This window comes from Alteromonas sp. DY56-G5, from assembly GCF_041414725.1.
Taxonomy (GTDB): domain Bacteria; phylum Pseudomonadota; class Gammaproteobacteria; order Enterobacterales; family Alteromonadaceae; genus Alteromonas; species Alteromonas macleodii.
In genome coordinates, this window is record NZ_JANHZQ010000009.1 from 50,206 (window position 1) to 67,857 (window position 17,652).

Consider the following 17,652-nt stretch of genomic DNA (forward strand, 5'->3'; position numbering starts at 1 on the left):
TACACATCCTATACTATTCGCAAGTTATCAGACCAGTTATATAAGTGCAGCTCCCCATGCGCTTATAAAATAGTATAAGAATAAAGTAGAGGAGGTTTTGGTGGAAAAAACCTGGCTTAAGCATTACGACCCTCGCGTTTCCGCAGAAATTGATGCCGATCGTTACGCATCTGTAGTAGACATTTTCGAGCAGTCGGTAAAGAAGTTCAAAAATAAAGAAGCCTTCATAAATATGGGGCATTCAATCACGTTTGAAGAGTTAGATACCTTATCAGCTCAATTTGCTGCTTATTTGCAGGCAAGCGGACTAAAACGCGGTGATGCTGTGGCAATTATGATGCCCAACCTTCTTCAATACCCTGTTGCCATGTTTGGTATTTTGCGCGCAGGGATGGTTGTGGTTAACGTAAACCCTCTCTATACAGCTCGTGAGTTAAAGCACCAACTAAATGATGCTAATGCGAAAGCCATCGTTATTGTTGAAAACTTCGCGTGTACTCTAGAAGAAGTCATCGCAGATACAAATCTACAAGAAGTCTTTCTGACCGCTTTAGGCGATATGCTTCCGGCACCTAAGCGCTGGATCGTGAACGCAGTAGTGAAGTACGTTAAAAAGATGGTGCCTTCGTTTAATCTTCCTGAAACGACATCGTTTATGTCGGCGGTTAAAAAAGGGCAATCTCTTGAATATAAACGCCCAGACATCGATAGCGGCGATTTAGCGTTTCTTCAATACACAGGTGGCACGACTGGAGTTTCTAAAGGTGCCATGCTTACTCATCGCAATATGGTGGCTAATCTTGAGCAGGTCTCGGGAATTTTAGAAACAGTGATTGAAGAAGGCGAAGACTTTGTTGTTACCGCGCTTCCGCTCTACCATATCTTTGCGCTACTGGCGAACTGCTTGATGTTCGTTAAATACGGGTGCCGTAACTTGCTTATCACCAACCCGCGTGACATGCCGGCTTTTGTAAACGAACTTAGCAAATATCCGTTCACCATTTTACCTGGTGTAAATACCTTGTTTAATGGCCTGTTAAATACGCCTGGATTCAGCGAACTTGATTTCAGCAAGTTTAAGTTTGGTTTAGGCGGCGGTATGGCTGTTCAACGTCCCGTAGCAGAAAAGTGGGAAAAGGTCACCGGTACAGTGCTTCTTGAAGGATACGGGCTAACAGAGTGTTCGCCTGTGGTAGCGGTTAACCCACCACAGATTGAAGCTTATAAAGGCGCAATCGGTATGCCTGTTCCTTCTACAGACATTAAGCTTCTTGATGACGACGGTAACCGTGTCGAAAAGGGCGAGCCTGGTGAAATGTGGGTGAAAGGCCCTCAGGTAATGAAAGGATATTTGAACCGACCAGAAGCGACAGAAGAAATTCTAAAAGACGGTTGGTTAGCCACAGGTGACATCGCTACGGTAGATGATGAAGGTTACTTCTATATTGTTGACCGTAAAAAGGATATGATCCTAGTTTCAGGCTTTAACGTGTTTCCTAACGAGATTGAAGAAGTGGCTGCAATGCATGAAAACATTGTTGAAGCAGCTGCGGTTGGGGTTCCTCATGAAGTCAGTGGTGAAGTTGTGAAATTATTCGTAGTTCGAAATAGCGACTCACTTACTGAAAAAGACGTTATCGCGCATTGCCGTAATCACTTAACGGGTTACAAAGTGCCTAAGCAAGTTGTTTTCAAAGACGACTTACCAAAAACCAATGTAGGTAAAATACTGCGTCGGGAGCTTCGAGACTAATTTCGTTGAAATAGTTTTGTGAAAGCCGGCGTAAGCCGGCTTTTTTATTACTGTGCAAAAATATGCAATATCAATTAATTACAACATCTGAACAACTCGAAAAAGTGTGCACTGCCGCACAGCGTCAAGAGGCGGTAGCCTTAGACACCGAATTCGTAAGAACGAAAACCCTCACTCCTCATTTAGGCCTTATCCAGCTCTATGATGGCCATCAGCTGGTACTCATTGATCCGCTCGCCATAGACAATATGCAGCCATTTATCGATCTCATGGAGAATACCGAAGTCGTAAAAGTACTGCACTCGTGTTCTGAAGACATTGAGGCGTTCCTTACCGCTTTTGATACCGTACCAACGCCTGTGTTCGACACGCAGCTTGCGGGAAGTATTTTGGACATGGGACCGTCACTTGGCTATGCAAAGCTTGTAGAGTTGCTGTGTGATATCAGTTTGGACAAAGGGGAGTCGCGAACCGATTGGTTAGCCAGACCACTACGTGAAGCGCAGCTTAGCTACGCAGCGAATGATGTGCTGTATTTACTGCCTTGCTACCAACAGTTAGCCAGTAAAGTACAAGAGGCGGGGAAAGTGCACTGGATTTACCAAGAGATCGCTTTGCTAGTTGATAAGAAGCGCGCTCAAATGCCTGAAGATTTTGCGTACTTAAGCATTAAGAATAACTGGCGATTGAACAGCGAGCAGCTCACCGTATTACAGGCACTAGCGGCATGGCGCTTGAATACCGCACGAAAAAAAGATCTGGCCCTAAACTTCGTGTTCAAAGAAGGGCATTTGTTTGAAGCGGCGCAGCGTCTTATCGATAGTAAATCTGGCCTTTCGCGTATTAACGGCGTGAATCATCAATCGGTACGCCGCTACGGCGACACCATCATCACGCTAATTGAAGAGGCGAGAGCAAAGTACGCGCAAACACCAGAAAAGCTCAGACTTCCGGTTGTGCTGCGGTTAATTGATATCGCCAAGTACAAAAAAACGCTGGCCGAGCTTAAAGTTATCAGCGACCAGATAGCGAAAGACAATGCTGTAAATAGTGATGTTATTGCCTCTAAAAAACAGCTGAATCAACTGTTAAAATGGTACTGGTTTTCGGTTGATGAGACCCGCGTGCAGGGACTAATGCCCGATGTACTGTCGACGTGGAGAGAGCCATTGTTTCGCTCTCACGTAACTCGTCTACTTGGCGACGCTCCGGCCCAATAGTGCCTTAAAAGCAATATGGGTGAGCAGTATTGGCGAGAGGTGTATGTTCTCTGGCCAATTCAATCTGCATAGTGACCCCAAAAGAACTAAACAAACGAATTAAGAAAGAGTAAAAATTCTATGTTATGCGCAGTTTATAAAACGCGAAAGAAAGACGGCATGTATTTGTACGTGCCAAAGAAAGACCATTTTGAAGACGTGCCAGAGCCGCTTATGGCAAAGTTTGGTCGTCCAGAGCTAGTGACTATCATCGCCCTAGAAAAGCGCGAGAAACTTGGCATGGTTGATAAGCAAAAACTTATCGACGAGCTTAATGAAAAAGGCTTTTACCTTCAAATGCCGCCAAAAGAAGATAACTTGCTAGAGCAACACCGTGAATCTCTTGGGCTGTCAAAAACGCCCGATAAGAAGTTTTAAATTTCCATGTTATTAAAGACTCTAAACCGCTTAGTTAACCGAATTACCTTTATAGCTAAGCGTAAAAACCGTAGCTTATTTCCTCAACCGCGCAATATTGCCCTAGTTTTATCGAGTATAACCTTAAGCTTTTCACTGACAGTTCATGCCGAAAATCAGCCAAGTAATGACAGTGGGCTTAGTGAGACGGGCTTCAAAAGCTACGTTGCTCAACTGAAAAAAGAAGCGGCCGAAAAGGGCATAGATAAGACTAAATTAGATTTAGCGTTTGCTGACATTACTTTCAGGCCCACGGTGGTCAAGTCTGACAAAAGCCAGCCAGAGAAAAAAATTACGTTAGATGATTATCTAGCAACGCGAGTACCCGACTGGAAAGTGAAGCAGGCGGTTGAGCAGTACAATGAACACAAAGTACTGCTTGACGAAATTGCTCAAAAATACGGGGTTCAGGCCCGCTTTATTGTTGCGCTGTGGGGTAATGAGTCTAACTTTGGTAAAATTCAGGGCAACTTTAGTGTGCTGTCTGCACTGGCATCTTTGGCGTATGAAGGGCGAAGAGAAAAGCTGTTTAAAGACAATTTTTTTGCGGCACTTCAGATTCTAGATGAAGGGCATATCTCTGTAGAGGCGCTTAAAGGCTCTTGGGCCGGTGCGATGGGACAAACACAGTTTATGCCCATATCCTTTCTAAATTACGCAGTGGACTACGACGGCGACGGCAGAAAGGATATTTGGGGGACCAAGGCAGACGTATTTGCGTCAATCGCCAACTATCTATCATCTGAAGGTTGGGATAGTGAAGGGACGTGGGGACGCCAAGTAATACTAACCAAACCAGTACCTTTTTCAGGGTTAGCGAAATCTAACATGAAGCCGTTGGCCTTTTGGCAGCAGAATGGCGTCAAGCGCTACAACGGAAATGAACTCCCCAATGCAGAAATCAGTGCATCGCTTATTATGCCAGATGGTGAGCAAGGCCGAATTTACTTGGTGTATAACAATTTTCACACACTGATGAAGTGGAACCGCTCGTCTTACTTTGGCGTTTCGGTTGGGTATTTATCAGAGCGGATAAAAGGAGGTTACTAATGGCTTATCGTCACATCGATTCTCAAGGCAATGAAATATCACTACCCGTTAGTAAAGTAGTGTGTATAGGTAGAAATTACCTCGACCACATTCAAGAAATGAATTCTACCGTATCTGAAGCACCCTTGCTGTTTATGAAGCCAAAGGCTGCCTTATGTTATATGCAGAAGCCTATTGCCATTCCTACCGACAAAGGCGAGTGTCACAACGAGCTTGAAGTCGCTGTGCTGCTAAAATCATCATTGAAGAATGCGAGTGTAGATGACGTAAAAGCCGCGATATGGGGTATTGGACTTGGTCTCGATTTAACCCTTCGCGAGGTTCAAGCCGAGCTTAAAAAGCAAGGCCAGCCTTGGGAAAGAGCGAAGTCTTTTGATAACAGTGCACCGCTGTCAGGCTTTGTGCCGTTAAGTGAAATAGAAAACTTGGAAGACCTGCGTTTTACCTTAACCATAAACGGGGTGGTTAGACAGCAGGGACATACCGAGCTGATGCTACACAAAATCATCCCACTTATCGCTCATATGTCATCTATATTTACGTTAGACAGCGGCGACGTGATCCTAACGGGCACGCCCAAAGGGGTAGGTAAGCTTTGCTCGCAAGATACGATTGTTGCAACGCTAGACAATCATTTAACTGTGGAAACCGAGGTAATAGCAGAATGACAGCCGCGTTTTGGGAAACCAAATCTTTAGAAGAGATGACCCAAAAGGAATGGGAATCACTTTGTGATGGATGTGGTAAATGTTGTCTGCAAAAATTTATCGATGATGACGCGGTAGAAGAATACGAAGTCACCGATCATATTAACGATAATGAGAAGATTCACTATACCAATATTGTGTGTACGTATTTGAACACAAAAAAATGTGAATGTACCCAATATGAAAGGCGAACAGAGCTGGTGCCTGATTGCGTGAAGCTGACAAAAGAGAATCTGAAGGATATCTTTTTTATGCCTAATAGCTGCACCTATCGCCGTCTTTATGAGGGAAGGGGCATACCATCGTGGCACCCATTGTTAAACAAAGGGAAGAAGCACGTGATGCACGCAAAGGGCATGTCGGTACGCAATAAGACTGTTTTTGAAACCGATGTGGATTTAAATAATTTTGAAGACTATATAGCCATTTGGCCTTTAGAAGACTTAGATTAACGCGCAGAACGCGCGTTAATCGCCATTAACAATCGCATAAAGCAACGCATCGCGCCCGAATACACGTTTGCGACAAAGCCCTTCTTTTGTACCACCAATTCGCTCTGCTACACGTATGCTTGCCTTGTTGTTAGGCTCTATAAAGCATTCTAATCGATGCAAATTCATTTGAGAGAACGCAAGCTTCTTCAAGGCTTCACAAATCGCGGTAGCTAAACCTTTCCCGCATGCGTCTGGTCTGAGCCAGTAGCCAAGATTAGCGGTAAGGTGCGTGTGGTGAATATGATTGATAATGCCCATACCTAAGCACTTTTCGTCGTGCATTAGCAAGTAGGTAAGTCCATAGCCTGTATCTCGGGCCTTTTCCATGTTGGCGATGCACTGCTTGGAGAGTGCAGGCGTAACAGGGCAAACCGCTGAACCAAACCAAGGTTTTACGTGATGGATAGACTGTTGCCCAGCCTCACAAAGCGCATAGCAGTGTTTCTCCGCAATGCGCTGAATGCTAATCGGGCCTTGCTCAGTATGTATAGGAGGCAGGCGAGAGGGCAGAATGGATAAGTCGATCAAAAGGGTTTCTTATCCAATAATCGACATGCAAACACAATAGCGAATACAGCAAAGTAGGCAGCAAAAATAATCTGCATCCACTCAGCCATTCCCATAGACAAAAACTGCCATGAATCTTCTAAACAGTCACCTTCAGCAGCAAATACAGCGGGTAGCCACTCGTGAAGTTGTAACCACGAAGGGAAGTTTGGCACAATTTCGCAGCTGGCAAAAAATGGGTTCGCAGCATTGAGAATGCCAACGTGTTCTTTGGCAATTAAGAAGCCCCATCCTGCAGATACAGCCCAACCAGCGAAACCAAGCATGCGTGTAAAGCCATTGTTTTTAATAACGACAATAAGTGCTGACAAAACAATACCGTACATGGCGGTTCGTTGATAAATGCACATAATGCACGGCTTTAAACCCATGCCATACTGAAAGTAAAGCGCAGCAATTTCTAATGCCAATGACGTGGCGAAAAGCACAAGCCATGAAGACTTGTGCTCTGCCCATTGGCTAATGCTGTGAATGATTCCGCGCATAGACTAGTGACCTACCGCTTGAGCACCCGCTTCAGCAGCGGTGTGGTGTTCAATGAGGTGCATGTCGTAAAGCACCTGAGTAGCATCAGCAAGTCCAATGTAAGTTGCTAACAAACCAACGATGGTCAGCACGATGGTATATGGCAATGCCATCATAACCATACGGCCGTACGACAAACGAAGCAGTGGCGCGATGGCTGAGGTCAGCAAGAATAGGAAAGCAGCTTGACCGTTTGGTGTTGCCACGCTTGGTAAGTTGGTTCCCGTATTGATTGCTACAGCAAGCATATCATACTGGTCACGTGTGATTTGACCGGCCTGTAGAGCCGCTGTGACTTCAGTGATATAAACAGAGCCCACAAACACGTTGTCACTCACCATCGAAAGCACACCGTTAGCAAGATAGAACATAACCATTTGCGTTTCGCCTTCAAACGACAGTACCCAATGGATTACCGGCTGGAAAAGGCCTTGGTCAATGATAACGGCTACTACACCAAAGAATACGCAAAGTAATGCGGTAAATGGCAGTGCTTCCTCGAACGCTTTTCCAAGTGCGTGTTCTTCGATAACACCGCTCATAGAAGTAGCAAGTACAATAACTGACAGACCAATAAGGCCCACTGACGCCATGTGTGTAGCAAGACCAATGATTAACCAAACACCTATTAGTGCTTGTACTACCAGCTTAGCGGTTTCACGCTTACTGCGGCCCTTGTCCATATGGTCGTTATAGTCGACCAAAATCTGTCTTACCGCTGCAGGTAATTTTGCGCCGTATGAAAACATACCGGTTTTTTCCAGAATTACGGTAGTAAGTAATCCAAATACGAATACTGGGATAGTAACAGGTGCCATACGGATGAAAAATTCAACGAAGTCCCAGCCAGCCTTGTCTGCAATAATCAGGTTCTGTGGTTCGCCTACCATGGTCATAACACCACCAAGGGCAGTACCTACGGCTGAGTGCATCATAAGGTTGCGTAGGAAAGCTCTGAAGTCTTCTAAGTCGTGGCTTCCCAGCTCGTCGTCGCTTGTGTGGTCGTGATCAGAATGAAACTCCTTGCCCGACGCTACTTTGTGATAGATTGAGTAAAAGCCTAGACCGACGCTGATAATTACAGCAACTACCGTTAATGCATCGAGAAACGCCGATAGAAATGCAGATGCAAAAATAAATGATAGGGATAAAATTAACTTGTTGCGAACCTTAATCACTAATTTGGTGAACAAGTACATAAGCAGGTCTTTCATGAAGTAAATGCCCGCTACCATGAATACCAGTAGCAATAGCACTTCTAAGTTAACTTCAATCTCATGCATCATATGGCCAGGCGATGTCATGCCTATAAACATCGCTTCGATGAGCAACAGGCCGCCTGGTTGAAGCGGGTAACATTTCAATGCCATCGCTAAGGTAAAGATGAATTGGATTACAAGCGTCCAGCCCGCTACATATGGGTCCACCATAAAGATGAAGGGATTAACAATGAGAAAGGCAATAATGGTTTTTTTATACCAGTCGGGCGCATGTCCCAGGAAATTCTTATAGATCGCCGCGATCATTGAGGTTTGCATGAGTTCCTGTTCCTTTTACAACAAAGCACGCATTTTTGCGCATCTTTATACTGTGTAGTTCCGGTTATTGCATACATAAACTGCTGGCGCTATGCGATTTATTTCGCCTTACCGCGGTTTTGCTGCTGTCATTATAGTCGGAAATTAAGCGTACATGATATTAACGTCTTGAGAAAGCAATTCACAGACCCCACCATGTGAAAGTCACTGAATATTTATCACTTTTTTTATGATAGTTATCATTGAATTTGAAAATACGTAATATTTCGAACATAAAATGTACAAGCAGTGTTTAATGGTGTTTGAAATAACACTTTAATTTTAACAAGTTGTTAAAAGCTTTAGTGGACGAGGCATAATTCATTGTGATAATAAAACAGCATCTGGTACAATCAGTTGCAAAATAACAATAACGTGCAGGCGATTAGTTATGATTTATAAGGCACAGAGTCCAGCTGGATTCGCCGAAGAATATATTGTTGAATCTATTTGGAGTGGAAGATTTCCACCTGGCACCATTTTGCCTGCAGAAAGAGAGCTTTCTGAGTTAATTGGTGTAACGCGTACTACACTGCGTGAAGTACTTCAGCGTCTAGCTCGTGATGGTTGGTTAACAATTCAACACGGCAAGCCGACCAAGGTTAACAATTTCTGGGAAACGTGTGGGTTAAACATTTTAGAAACTCTCGCTCGTTTAGACCAAGAAGGGATCCCTGAACTGGTTGATAATTTATTAGCAGCGCGCACTAATTTAAGTGCGGTTTTCATTCGAGGCGCAATTCGAAACAACCCTCAAGAGTCTGCTGCAATTATTGCCCGTTATAAAAATGTGGAGCAAGAAGGTTTAGCTTTTGCCCAGTTCGACTATCAAATGTCACATGACTTGGCGTTAGCGTCTAACAATAACGTATTTGTTTTGATGATGAACGGTTTCCGTGGTTTGTACTCGCGTATTGGTGGCTATTTCTTCTCGCACCAACAAGCACGCGACGTGGCAAACAAGTATTACGCAGACTTGCTTGATGTTGCTGAGAAAGGCGAATACGACCGTGTCCCTGTAGTAGTTAGAAAGTACGGTATAGAAAGTGGAAAGGTGTGGCTTGCTATTCGTGATGACATGCCTAAGGATTTGGTCGACTAAACACTAGGATGCCAAAGGCTGTTGGTTTCCATACGACGGCTTTTACAATAAACAACAAAAGCGCCGCATTATTTCTGAATATGCGGCGTTTTTTTATCGCTTTCTACTAACGCTCGTTGGTGAATTTACAGCGATGAAACACAGTTTCACATATCTTGTAACATTTTAACCCTTACTTAGTCTCATTCGCGTTAAGTAACGCTAGACCCTAAATCGTAATTATATATACTCACTTTACTTATAAACTTCGCTTAGTTTAGCTGCTTTCTTAAATCTTCAATGATCAAAAGTCGATTGTCTTCAATCGCTTGGCGGTAAACAAAGCGCCAATAAAAGTGCACAACAGGAATTATAATGAAATATCTATGGATAGCACTTGCCGCAGGTGGCTTGGTAGCAGGCTGTGGCGTCGAAAATAAAACTGAAAATCCTCAACAAATAGCTGAAAGTGCAGCGCCATCCGTTATGCTAAATACTCAAGTAAGTGCGCCTGTGGCGAAAAAAGTGCCGCATGAAATGACTGCACATGGTGTCACCCGTAATGACAATTACTATTGGATGCGTGATGACTCCCGCACCGATGAAGAGATATTGTCCCATTTAGAACAAGAAAACAGCTATGTTGAGACTGTTTTGGCTCCTCTTAAGAAAAACCGAGAAGCGCTTTATGAGGAGCTCGTGTCTCGGATTGAGAAGGACGACTCAACCGTTCCCGTTCTCGACAATGGTTACTGGTACTACACCAGCTACTCAGGTGAAAACGAGTATCCTATTTATTTAAGAAAACCTTCACTTGACGCTGAACCGCAAGTATTGCTTGATGCAAACCGAATGTCTGAAGGGCATGATTATTTCAGTATTGGCAGTTATGCGGTGAGCAGCAACAACAAGTTGCTTGCATATTCTGAAGATACGCTTAGCCGACGCATCTACACTGTGTATGTCAAAAGCCTAGAGAGTGAAGAAAAGCTTGATGACGTATTAGAAGGTACATCTGGAAGTGTAGTTTGGGCGAACGACAATACCCACCTCTTTTACGTGAAGAAAGACCCGCAGACTCTTTTGGGATACCAAGTCTATCGCCATAAATTGGGCACGTCTCAAAGCGAAGATGTTTTAGTTTATGAAGAGAGCGACCCTACCTTTTATACCTATATCAGTAAAAGTAAAGACGATAGTGTCATATACATTCACCATGACAACACCGAAAAAACAGGTGTGACTTTGATTGATGCGAATAACCCAACGTCTCAAACAAAAGTATTCTTGCCCATTGAAGACGGACAAGAATACAGTGTAGCAAAAGCGAGTGACGGTTATTTTGTGTTGACCAATATTGGTGCGAAGAATTTTAGAGTGATGAAAGCACCATTAGGCGCCACTAACGATGTGTCGAAATGGCAAGAAGTGATTGCACATCGTCCAGACGTTTTCCTTCAAAGTATTGAAGTAATGAACAACCACTTAGTGGTTAAAGAAAAAGAAAACGGCATGCTGCGCTTAGTCGTTCACAATCTGACGACAAACGAAGAGAAAGTTATTCCAACTCAAGATCCAATTTACGGTGCGTATTTTAATGCAAACCCTGAAATGGATACCAATAAGCTTAGAATTTATTACAGCTCGTTGACCACGCCTGGTTCTATCATTGATATCAACTTAGATACCCTTGAAAGCGAGGTGATGAAACAAACCCGTGTATCTGACACTTTTGACTCCTCTCTCTATACCTCTGAGCGCGTGATGATTGAAGCGAGAGACGGTACGTCGGTTCCCGTTTCGTTGGTTTATCGCAAAGATAAGTTTAAGAAAGACGGCACCAATCCATTATATCAATACGCCTATGGCTCATACGGTTCGACTGTAGACCCAACGTTTAGAAGCAGCTGGTTATCTTTGATAGACAGAGGTTTTGTTGTCGCGATCGCACACATTCGCGGAGGTCAAATGTTGGGGCGCGAGTGGTATGAAGACGGCAAAATGCATCAGAAAATTAATACCTTTACTGACTTTATCGACGTTTCAAAAGGACTTGTGGCAAAGCAGTACGTAGACAAAGACCGCGTCTTTGCTATGGGCGGCAGCGCGGGTGGCTTATTAATGGGCGCAATCGTAAATATGGCACCTGAACTCTATCAAGGTGTGAGCGCGCACGTTCCATTTGTTGATGTAGTGACCACGATGAGCGATGCGTCTATTCCGCTGACTACCGGCGAATATACCGAGTGGGGTAACCCAGCCAACAAAGCTGAGTTTGACTATATGCTTTCCTACTCGCCTTACGATCAGATTGAAGCAAAAGACTATCCACATATGTTGGTTACAACCGGACTACACGACTCACAAGTGCAGTACTTTGAGCCAATGAAGTGGGTGGCGAAGCTTAGAGAATACAAAACAGACGATAATTTACTGCTATTCAAAACCGACATGGAAGCGGGTCACGGTGGAGCTTCAGGGCGTTTCAAACGATTCGAGTCTACCGCGCTTGAATATGCGTTTGTATTGCATCTTGCAGGTGTTCCACTCTAACTCTACACCCACCTTTTTAAAACCAGTCTCCTCTGGTATTTCGCCCGAACAAGTTAGCGCTTTTTCGGGCATTTTTATTTTTTGTGTTTTTAGTATGCGGATTCTAATTGTTAATCGTAAAGTAAAGCCATGGTGTTGAAATACACTCTCATTTAGCATTCATAGGAGCTGAACATGACTACTACTGACACAATTAAAGGTAAAATCAACGAAGCCGAAGAAATGGCACGTAAAATTTGGTTAGCAGGCCTAGGCGCTTATGGTAAGAGCGTTGAAGAAGCGCAGGGGCGTTACGAGAAGCTAAGCGAAGAAGCGAACAAAATGTTTGACGAGCTAGTGACAAAGGGCGAAACGCTAGAAGAAGACGCAAAAAGTAAGTTCAAATCTACGACTAACGATGTTGAAAATCGCGTTGCAGACGTGCGCAAAAAGCTTGGCCTTGATTCAGAGCCAGCTGATCAGCGCATCGAAGAGCTTTCAGCAAAAATCGATGCCTTGACTGAAGCGGTTGCAAAGCTAGCTGCCAGCAAGTAAAGCAATCAGTATTTTGGACACCGTTTTAGGTGTCCAAAACGCAGCTTTCATTTAGTCCTTTTAACTAAATTGGCTAGATAGAAAGCTACAGTTGAGTGACCGCGGAAAGCGAGTGTGCAACTTAGTGTGCTGTAAATCACATTGCTTTCCACTGTCATGCTTACTAAATCTCCATATTGGAGGCGTTATGAGCAACAAAAATATTCCTAACCGGGAAGCTATGCCTGTTGTCCAAAGAGAATCGACAACGCTAAATGGTACTACCCCTTCATCTCTGAAGTCGTCCCCCTTGTTTGGTTGGCTTTTTGCTGGTTCCGACCTATTGTCTGCAAAGCTAGATCAAGCGGCAAGTGTGGTCAGCCAAAAAATTGATAACACTCAAGAAACTATCAATGCTATGCAAGCTAAGGGCTTGGAAGTGGAGAGTGAACTTAGACGTACGCTTAATCCATTCGCCCTAGTTGATACTGCTCAAAAACTGGTTGCATCAACGCCATTATTTTCGGCGTTGTCTGGCGGTCAAAAACGTCAACAGAAAGAACAACAGCTTGAAATGCTGAGCGCAAAAGTGGACTTACTCGTCGAGCAAGTAGCCCTTTTAGCTGCAAAGGAGGCGGCTAAAAAAGCCGAAGTGACAAGTACTGCAAGTAAGGCTACTACCAATAACAGAACAGCAACTAAAAGCTCTTCAGCTAAGTCAACAACGACCTCGTCGACAACTACCGGTACCCGCAAACCGAGTAAAACAAAAACAACCACTACAACGGCCGCTTCATCGCCTAGTGCGACTAAAAAGGCCGCGACCGGAACAGCGAATAAGCGCACCGTAGCAAAGTCAACGGCAGCTAAGAGTACAGCACGTAAAACAACGGCTAGTACAAAAGCTACATCGGCCAAAAGTACGACTAAAAGTACATCGGATTCGTCTGACATCACAAAGAACGACGAGTAAAGGAGTTCAATAAAGGTAAAGGTAGTTTTTGGTAATAGCGCCAAATAAATGAATTCGCGTATATTTGGCGCTGCTTCGTCTAGGTTCGTTTAAATTATCTTTTTGTTTGAGTGTAGAGATAATTATCGGTGATGTCAGGCCTCTAAACTATCCACCTCTAATCCAAGAATTTTTGCCAGTATATCCGAGTCATCTTGTATAGCGTAATAATCACCAATGAAACATTAATACAATTCTTGTTTGGTTAGTAGTTAGGGTGCTCAGTTTGTGACATGCCAGTGAGCTTTCAGATGTATATATTTGTGTCGTTACTAAAAGAAGCTTTTCAAAAGAATCAAAAGCAACTTTTAAAATGCAACTAGATAAATTCAAAGTCATCAGCGTTTATACTTTAACTTAAAAATAAGAACGTAAACTAACCAAAGAAATACCGACCAAGAAACAAGAAAACCGACAAGCAACATCGACATATGTTCCCAGATAACACGCTTGATCAAAATGGATTCTGCCGAGTTTTTGGGGTTTATGAAAATGTCTACTGGCTCAGAAGCTGCAAATTTTCTTTTTAATTCAAGCCCTAATTTAAGCATAAAGCCGTCGTCATAAATGTCATACCAAGTAACTTTTCTTCCGGTATGTTCTTGGCCACTAGTATTGTATTTGTAAAGGATACGAGGCGTGTATAAAGTATATTGGCTTCGATTATCTCTAGTCGTTGTTGTAATCATTTCGTCAATATATACATCTATTAAAGTTGCTTTGATAGGAACCCAATTCATTGAAGAGATTGGGCCGGCTAACCCTTTAACTACTTGTATTGAAAAGACGATGACAAAAATTAGGGCAACTAAAGCGACAAAATAGACTCCCAATCTTGCTTTTCTAAGTTGTGCTCGGCTTACTTCAATAGTCATAAAAACGTCTCATTCAGTCCGTGTTTTATCATATTTTTATAGAAGAATACTTACTCGCTATTTATTTTTCGCCCACAAATTCTGATGCTTTTTAAAACCGAAGAAGTCATAGGGTTCCCAGAAACTCGGTACTAAATCGTCAAGTGCGTCTGGAGTGAAGTTGCTCGACAATTGACTCATAATTTCACTTAATCTGTCTTTCCCTACGCGCATGAGTTTCTTGCGGTTAGCTGGGAAATAAAGGTTTCTTCCTTTGGGAATGATTTCTTGCGTACCGCTGGTAATGTACTTCTGATTTCTTGTTACCACTTTACATAAAGGCTCAGCTGGATTTGCAGGGTTGAGGCCAATCACTATTGCACATTCGTACTGGTCCTTTTCATGACCTTTCTCATTCATCGGTATGTAGGTAATGCCGAACCCTTGTGGGAAATACCCCACAAGCTCAACAAAGTCCTGCGCTAACTGCTTATTTAAGCCGCCTTTTTTCGCTAATTGTTCAATGAGCATGTAGCCTTTAGGCAAGCTCATACGTGAGTAGTCAGACTTAGTTGAAAGCACAATCGAAACATAAATTTGAGGGATCTTTACAATCTCTCCCAGCCCCGTTTTCGACACAAATGCATCTTTTACCAGCTGCTGCAAAAATTCATTGGCTTCTTTGTGAGTTTGAACAAAGCGATCCCTTTCTTCTTTGTTGTTTCCTACATACTTAGGTAGGCCTAACCCCTCAGACAAGTACTTTAAAGTGAAGTGATAGTTTAGCTTCAGAAGATCCTTTCGCTGCGACTCTTCCAGCAAACGAAATTCGTCTAGATCGCCATTTTCCCCTTTCAAGATGGTGAGTGCGGCAGGGCTTTGCAGGCCAATATCTTGATGTAACGCTGCGGTAATTAGCGGTCGTCCAAGCTCAGTTTTCCATTTATCGCGCCAATAGCGGTTCCCACGAAACCGGGATGCAGCTTCGCGATACTTCGAGAGATATTTGTGAGCAATCGTGTCGTGCTCTAACAGTCTATCGACTAAGCGCAGTGTAAGCACCGCTTTGTAGAGCGGTTTGAAGCGCATGTGCACACGTGCAAAGTTGCCCTCTGGTCCTCGTGTGAGCAGCATAAGTGTACCAAGCAACTTAGCGCTGAGCTGTTGTGTTTCTTGCCAGTTATCGCCCTCACAAAGCTCAATAATTTTGGTGCTTACAGCGTCAAGCCGCTCTATCCTTGCCAGACGCTCTTCTTCAAGCTTTTCAGTGCTGTTTGTTATTTGCTTGGTCAGTTGCTCTGCAAGCACCTCTTTGTTTTTATTTCCCTCAATTTTCTTAAGCTGAGCTTTCAAGTCTTCAATGTGCTGCTCAAGAGAGGGGGTAAGCGAAAAATAGTGACTCGCATCCTCGAACACCGAACCGTAGCCCGTTTCTTGAGGATAAATCATATTGATTAGTTGTTTTACTTGCTGCGTGTAAATGCTGTCGGGGTTTTGGCTTTGTGCGCTCACCGTTTTCCTTTCAAAAGATGCTGCGAATTGCCATTACTTTGCTATTGGCAATTCAAGACAGGTCAAGCGACGCACACGCTATCTTACTTCGTGCCCAAGCTCTACTGCCTCACGTTTTTTCAATTGGCCTAAATGATACCGTAAATTTTCGCTAATTTTGGTATTTCTTTTAATAACATGAAGTTGCGGCCATGATGCCCGTTCGCCACTGACGATCAACTGATTGATGCTTTCGCGCGTTGGATTAGACAAAACCTGCGATAAATTTCTAATTTGGCGCTTGGGTAAAATATTGATGTTACCTACGTATTGCTGATCAATGATAGAACGAACTTTATGAATAGCCAATTTGGCACTTTTATTACCGGTTAACCTTTCAATGATATCAATGGCGAAAATACTGTTAGTTTTCGCTAGTTGGCCAAGATGGCGCGCAGACATGTCCCACAGCGAGTTGGGGTCAATGCGGTTTGCGGAAATGAATGGCACTGCCAACGGGTTTGTTTGGCTCACGATACTGTGATTTACGCCATATAGCCTCGCTAAGCGCTCGAAGGGAAGGTCGGCCATTAATGAGCCATCGGCAAAACGACGGTTGGGAATATAAGGCACAATATCGCCCGAAGGCGTTTTCGCTCTTAACTGTACAGGGCTAAAAATGATGGGAACTGCACAGGATGCACGTACCGCTTGAGTAATAATTGCATTCGGTGAGGTTTTAGCATTTAACAAGCGCGAATGTTGATGGAGGTCGGCAGGGGATACCGTCACAGTAATGTGTCGACCTGTTTTCTTAAAGGCTTCCTCAAAAGTGGTAAGGTCGAAAAGTTCAATCAGCGCATTTTCGAGCACGGAACTATCAAATAGCCCTTTCTTTCCAAGACCGGCAAAGCTTCGCCAGTGTTTAAAAGTCTCGTAAATAAAGTCGGCGCTGAGTGCTTCTAATAATTGGTCGTGAGTTCGTGTACCCAACATGGCTGCGATGATAGAACCAGCGCTAGAGCCAGACACTACGGTAGGTAACAAATTCTTTTCGTTTAATGACTTAACCACGCCAGCATGGAAAAAGCCTAAGCCTGCGCCACCTGAAAGCATAAGGCAGCTACGCCCGAAGGCGTGTGCAGTCTCTTCAAAAAATGACAGTTTCTCGTAAAAGTCTACGTCTTGTTCATCGGCGTGATAAATTTGCTCTAGCGCCAATATCACTTCGTCAATAAACTGTTCAATAAGATATTTAGTGCCTATTTTACACTGGGTAAGTAATACGGGGTTGGCAATATTGCCTAAATTGCCGTGTAGCCCCTCGTGCAGAATCGACATAAGCGCATGTAAATCGCCTTTGCCTCTGGCAAGCTGTAGGCGCTGAACTCGTTTGCGAATTAGTTTGTAGTCGTAGTCATCGCTAGCGTCTTCGGCTTTCCATTCCTCAGCACCAGACAATGCATCGTGCGCTAAGCACGCGGCCTCATATTCATCATAATTGCCTGCATGCTCGATTTCATGTTCAAGCTTTTTTAACCGCAAGTCGAATACTGCCATGACGAGTACCTATTTTTGATTGATGAGGGCTGTACCTTCTACTCATTCGAAAAAGTACACTGACCCGAAAAACACCAGCAAAACGATAGTTTTCACTTAGAACGCAGTTCTCAAAAATTACAGGTCTTTAAATGTCCATATAGCGAAGACTCAAAGCAAGGGCATGAGAACAGCGGTTCATACACTATTTTGAGTGTATGGCGTAAATTTAGAATTCACTACCTAATCGTTTGTTGTTG

Annotated in this window: 16 protein-coding genes; 10 read left to right on the forward strand and 6 right to left on the reverse strand. The window is 43.7% G+C overall.

Features of this window, described 5'->3' with window-relative positions:
- Positions 1-100 precede the first annotated feature (100 nt).
- The 6 genes from fadD to NO989_RS06660 all read left to right on the forward strand — a co-directional run bounded on the left by fadD (position 101) and on the right by NO989_RS06660 (position 5,638).
- The gene (fadD, locus tag NO989_RS06635) at positions 101-1,753 is read left to right on the forward strand and encodes a long-chain-fatty-acid--CoA ligase FadD (protein WP_371342281.1); all 1,653 of its coding nucleotides are present in this window, start codon (positions 101-103) and stop codon (positions 1,751-1,753) included.
- A 62-nt stretch (positions 1,754-1,815) separates the two neighbouring features.
- Entirely contained in the window at positions 1,816-2,973 is a 1,158-nt protein-coding gene (rnd, locus tag NO989_RS06640) for a ribonuclease D (RefSeq protein ID WP_014950004.1), read from the forward strand.
- A 120-nt stretch (positions 2,974-3,093) separates the two neighbouring features.
- Positions 3,094-3,390 (forward strand): YcgL domain-containing protein, encoded by a 297-nt coding sequence (locus tag NO989_RS06645; protein WP_239301781.1) that lies wholly within the window; start codon positions 3,094-3,096, stop codon positions 3,388-3,390.
- A 6-nt stretch (positions 3,391-3,396) separates the two neighbouring features.
- Complete coding sequence (locus tag NO989_RS06650) at positions 3,397-4,479, forward strand: lytic transglycosylase domain-containing protein (RefSeq protein WP_371342282.1); 1,083 nt, start codon at positions 3,397-3,399, stop codon at positions 4,477-4,479.
- A complete protein-coding gene (locus NO989_RS06655) occupies positions 4,479-5,147 on the forward strand; it encodes a fumarylacetoacetate hydrolase family protein (protein WP_014976926.1) in 669 nt (222 codons plus the stop codon). Before NO989_RS06650 ends, NO989_RS06655 begins: the two co-directional genes overlap by 1 nt.
- A complete protein-coding gene (locus tag NO989_RS06660) occupies positions 5,144-5,638 on the forward strand; it encodes a YcgN family cysteine cluster protein (RefSeq protein ID WP_014950000.1) in 495 nt (164 codons plus the stop codon). The genes NO989_RS06655 and NO989_RS06660 overlap by 4 nt, the downstream gene beginning before the upstream one ends.
- 15 nt (positions 5,639-5,653) lie before the next feature.
- Here NO989_RS06660 and NO989_RS06665 read toward each other — a convergent pair whose 3' ends face one another.
- From NO989_RS06665 to nhaB, 3 genes are read right to left on the reverse strand one after another with little or no spacing between them, the layout of a single operon-like run.
- A complete protein-coding gene (locus NO989_RS06665) occupies positions 5,654-6,208 on the reverse strand; it encodes a GNAT family N-acetyltransferase (RefSeq protein ID WP_014949999.1) in 555 nt (184 codons plus the stop codon).
- Entirely contained in the window at positions 6,205-6,732 is a 528-nt protein-coding gene (dsbB, locus tag NO989_RS06670; RefSeq protein ID WP_014976923.1) for a disulfide bond formation protein DsbB, read from the reverse strand. Before dsbB ends, NO989_RS06665 begins: the two co-directional genes overlap by 4 nt.
- Positions 6,733-6,735: 3 nt before the next feature.
- Positions 6,736-8,310: a sodium/proton antiporter NhaB gene (gene nhaB, locus NO989_RS06675; protein WP_014949997.1), complete on the reverse strand. Its 1,575-nt coding sequence runs from the start codon at positions 8,308-8,310 to the stop codon at positions 6,736-6,738.
- A gap of 430 nt (positions 8,311-8,740) precedes the next feature.
- On the opposite strand from nhaB, the gene fadR reads away from it, so the two are divergent.
- The 4 genes from fadR to NO989_RS06695 all read left to right on the forward strand — a co-directional run bounded on the left by fadR (position 8,741) and on the right by NO989_RS06695 (position 13,469).
- Positions 8,741-9,451, forward strand: a complete 711-nt coding sequence (fadR, locus tag NO989_RS06680) for a fatty acid metabolism transcriptional regulator FadR (protein ID WP_069944570.1) — start codon at positions 8,741-8,743, stop codon at positions 9,449-9,451.
- A 354-nt stretch (positions 9,452-9,805) separates the two neighbouring features.
- Positions 9,806-11,983 carry a S9 family peptidase gene (locus tag NO989_RS06685; protein WP_371342283.1) on the forward strand — a complete coding sequence of 726 codons (2,178 nt, stop codon included), beginning with the start codon at positions 9,806-9,808 and terminating at the stop codon, positions 11,981-11,983.
- Between the two features lie 174 nt (positions 11,984-12,157).
- Positions 12,158-12,517, forward strand: coding sequence for a phasin family protein (locus NO989_RS06690; protein WP_014949994.1), 360 nt, complete (start codon positions 12,158-12,160; stop codon positions 12,515-12,517).
- Positions 12,518-12,704: 187 nt separating this feature from the next.
- Positions 12,705-13,469, forward strand: coding sequence for a hypothetical protein (locus NO989_RS06695; protein ID WP_371342284.1), 765 nt, complete (start codon positions 12,705-12,707; stop codon positions 13,467-13,469).
- 377 nt (positions 13,470-13,846) lie between these two features.
- Here NO989_RS06695 and NO989_RS06700 read toward each other — a convergent pair whose 3' ends face one another.
- The 3 genes from NO989_RS06700 to NO989_RS06710 all read right to left on the reverse strand — a co-directional run bounded on the left by NO989_RS06700 (position 13,847) and on the right by NO989_RS06710 (position 17,413).
- Positions 13,847-14,383, reverse strand: coding sequence for a DUF3592 domain-containing protein (locus tag NO989_RS06700; protein ID WP_318486457.1), 537 nt, complete (start codon positions 14,381-14,383; stop codon positions 13,847-13,849).
- Positions 14,384-14,440: 57 nt separating this feature from the next.
- Complete coding sequence (locus tag NO989_RS06705; protein ID WP_371342285.1) at positions 14,441-15,874, reverse strand: hypothetical protein; 1,434 nt, start codon at positions 15,872-15,874, stop codon at positions 14,441-14,443.
- A 78-nt stretch (positions 15,875-15,952) separates the two neighbouring features.
- On the reverse strand, positions 15,953-17,413 hold the full coding sequence (locus NO989_RS06710; protein WP_014976917.1) for a DUF3336 domain-containing protein: 1,461 nt from the start codon (positions 17,411-17,413) through the stop codon (positions 15,953-15,955).
- Between the last annotated feature and the right edge of the window lie 239 nt (positions 17,414-17,652).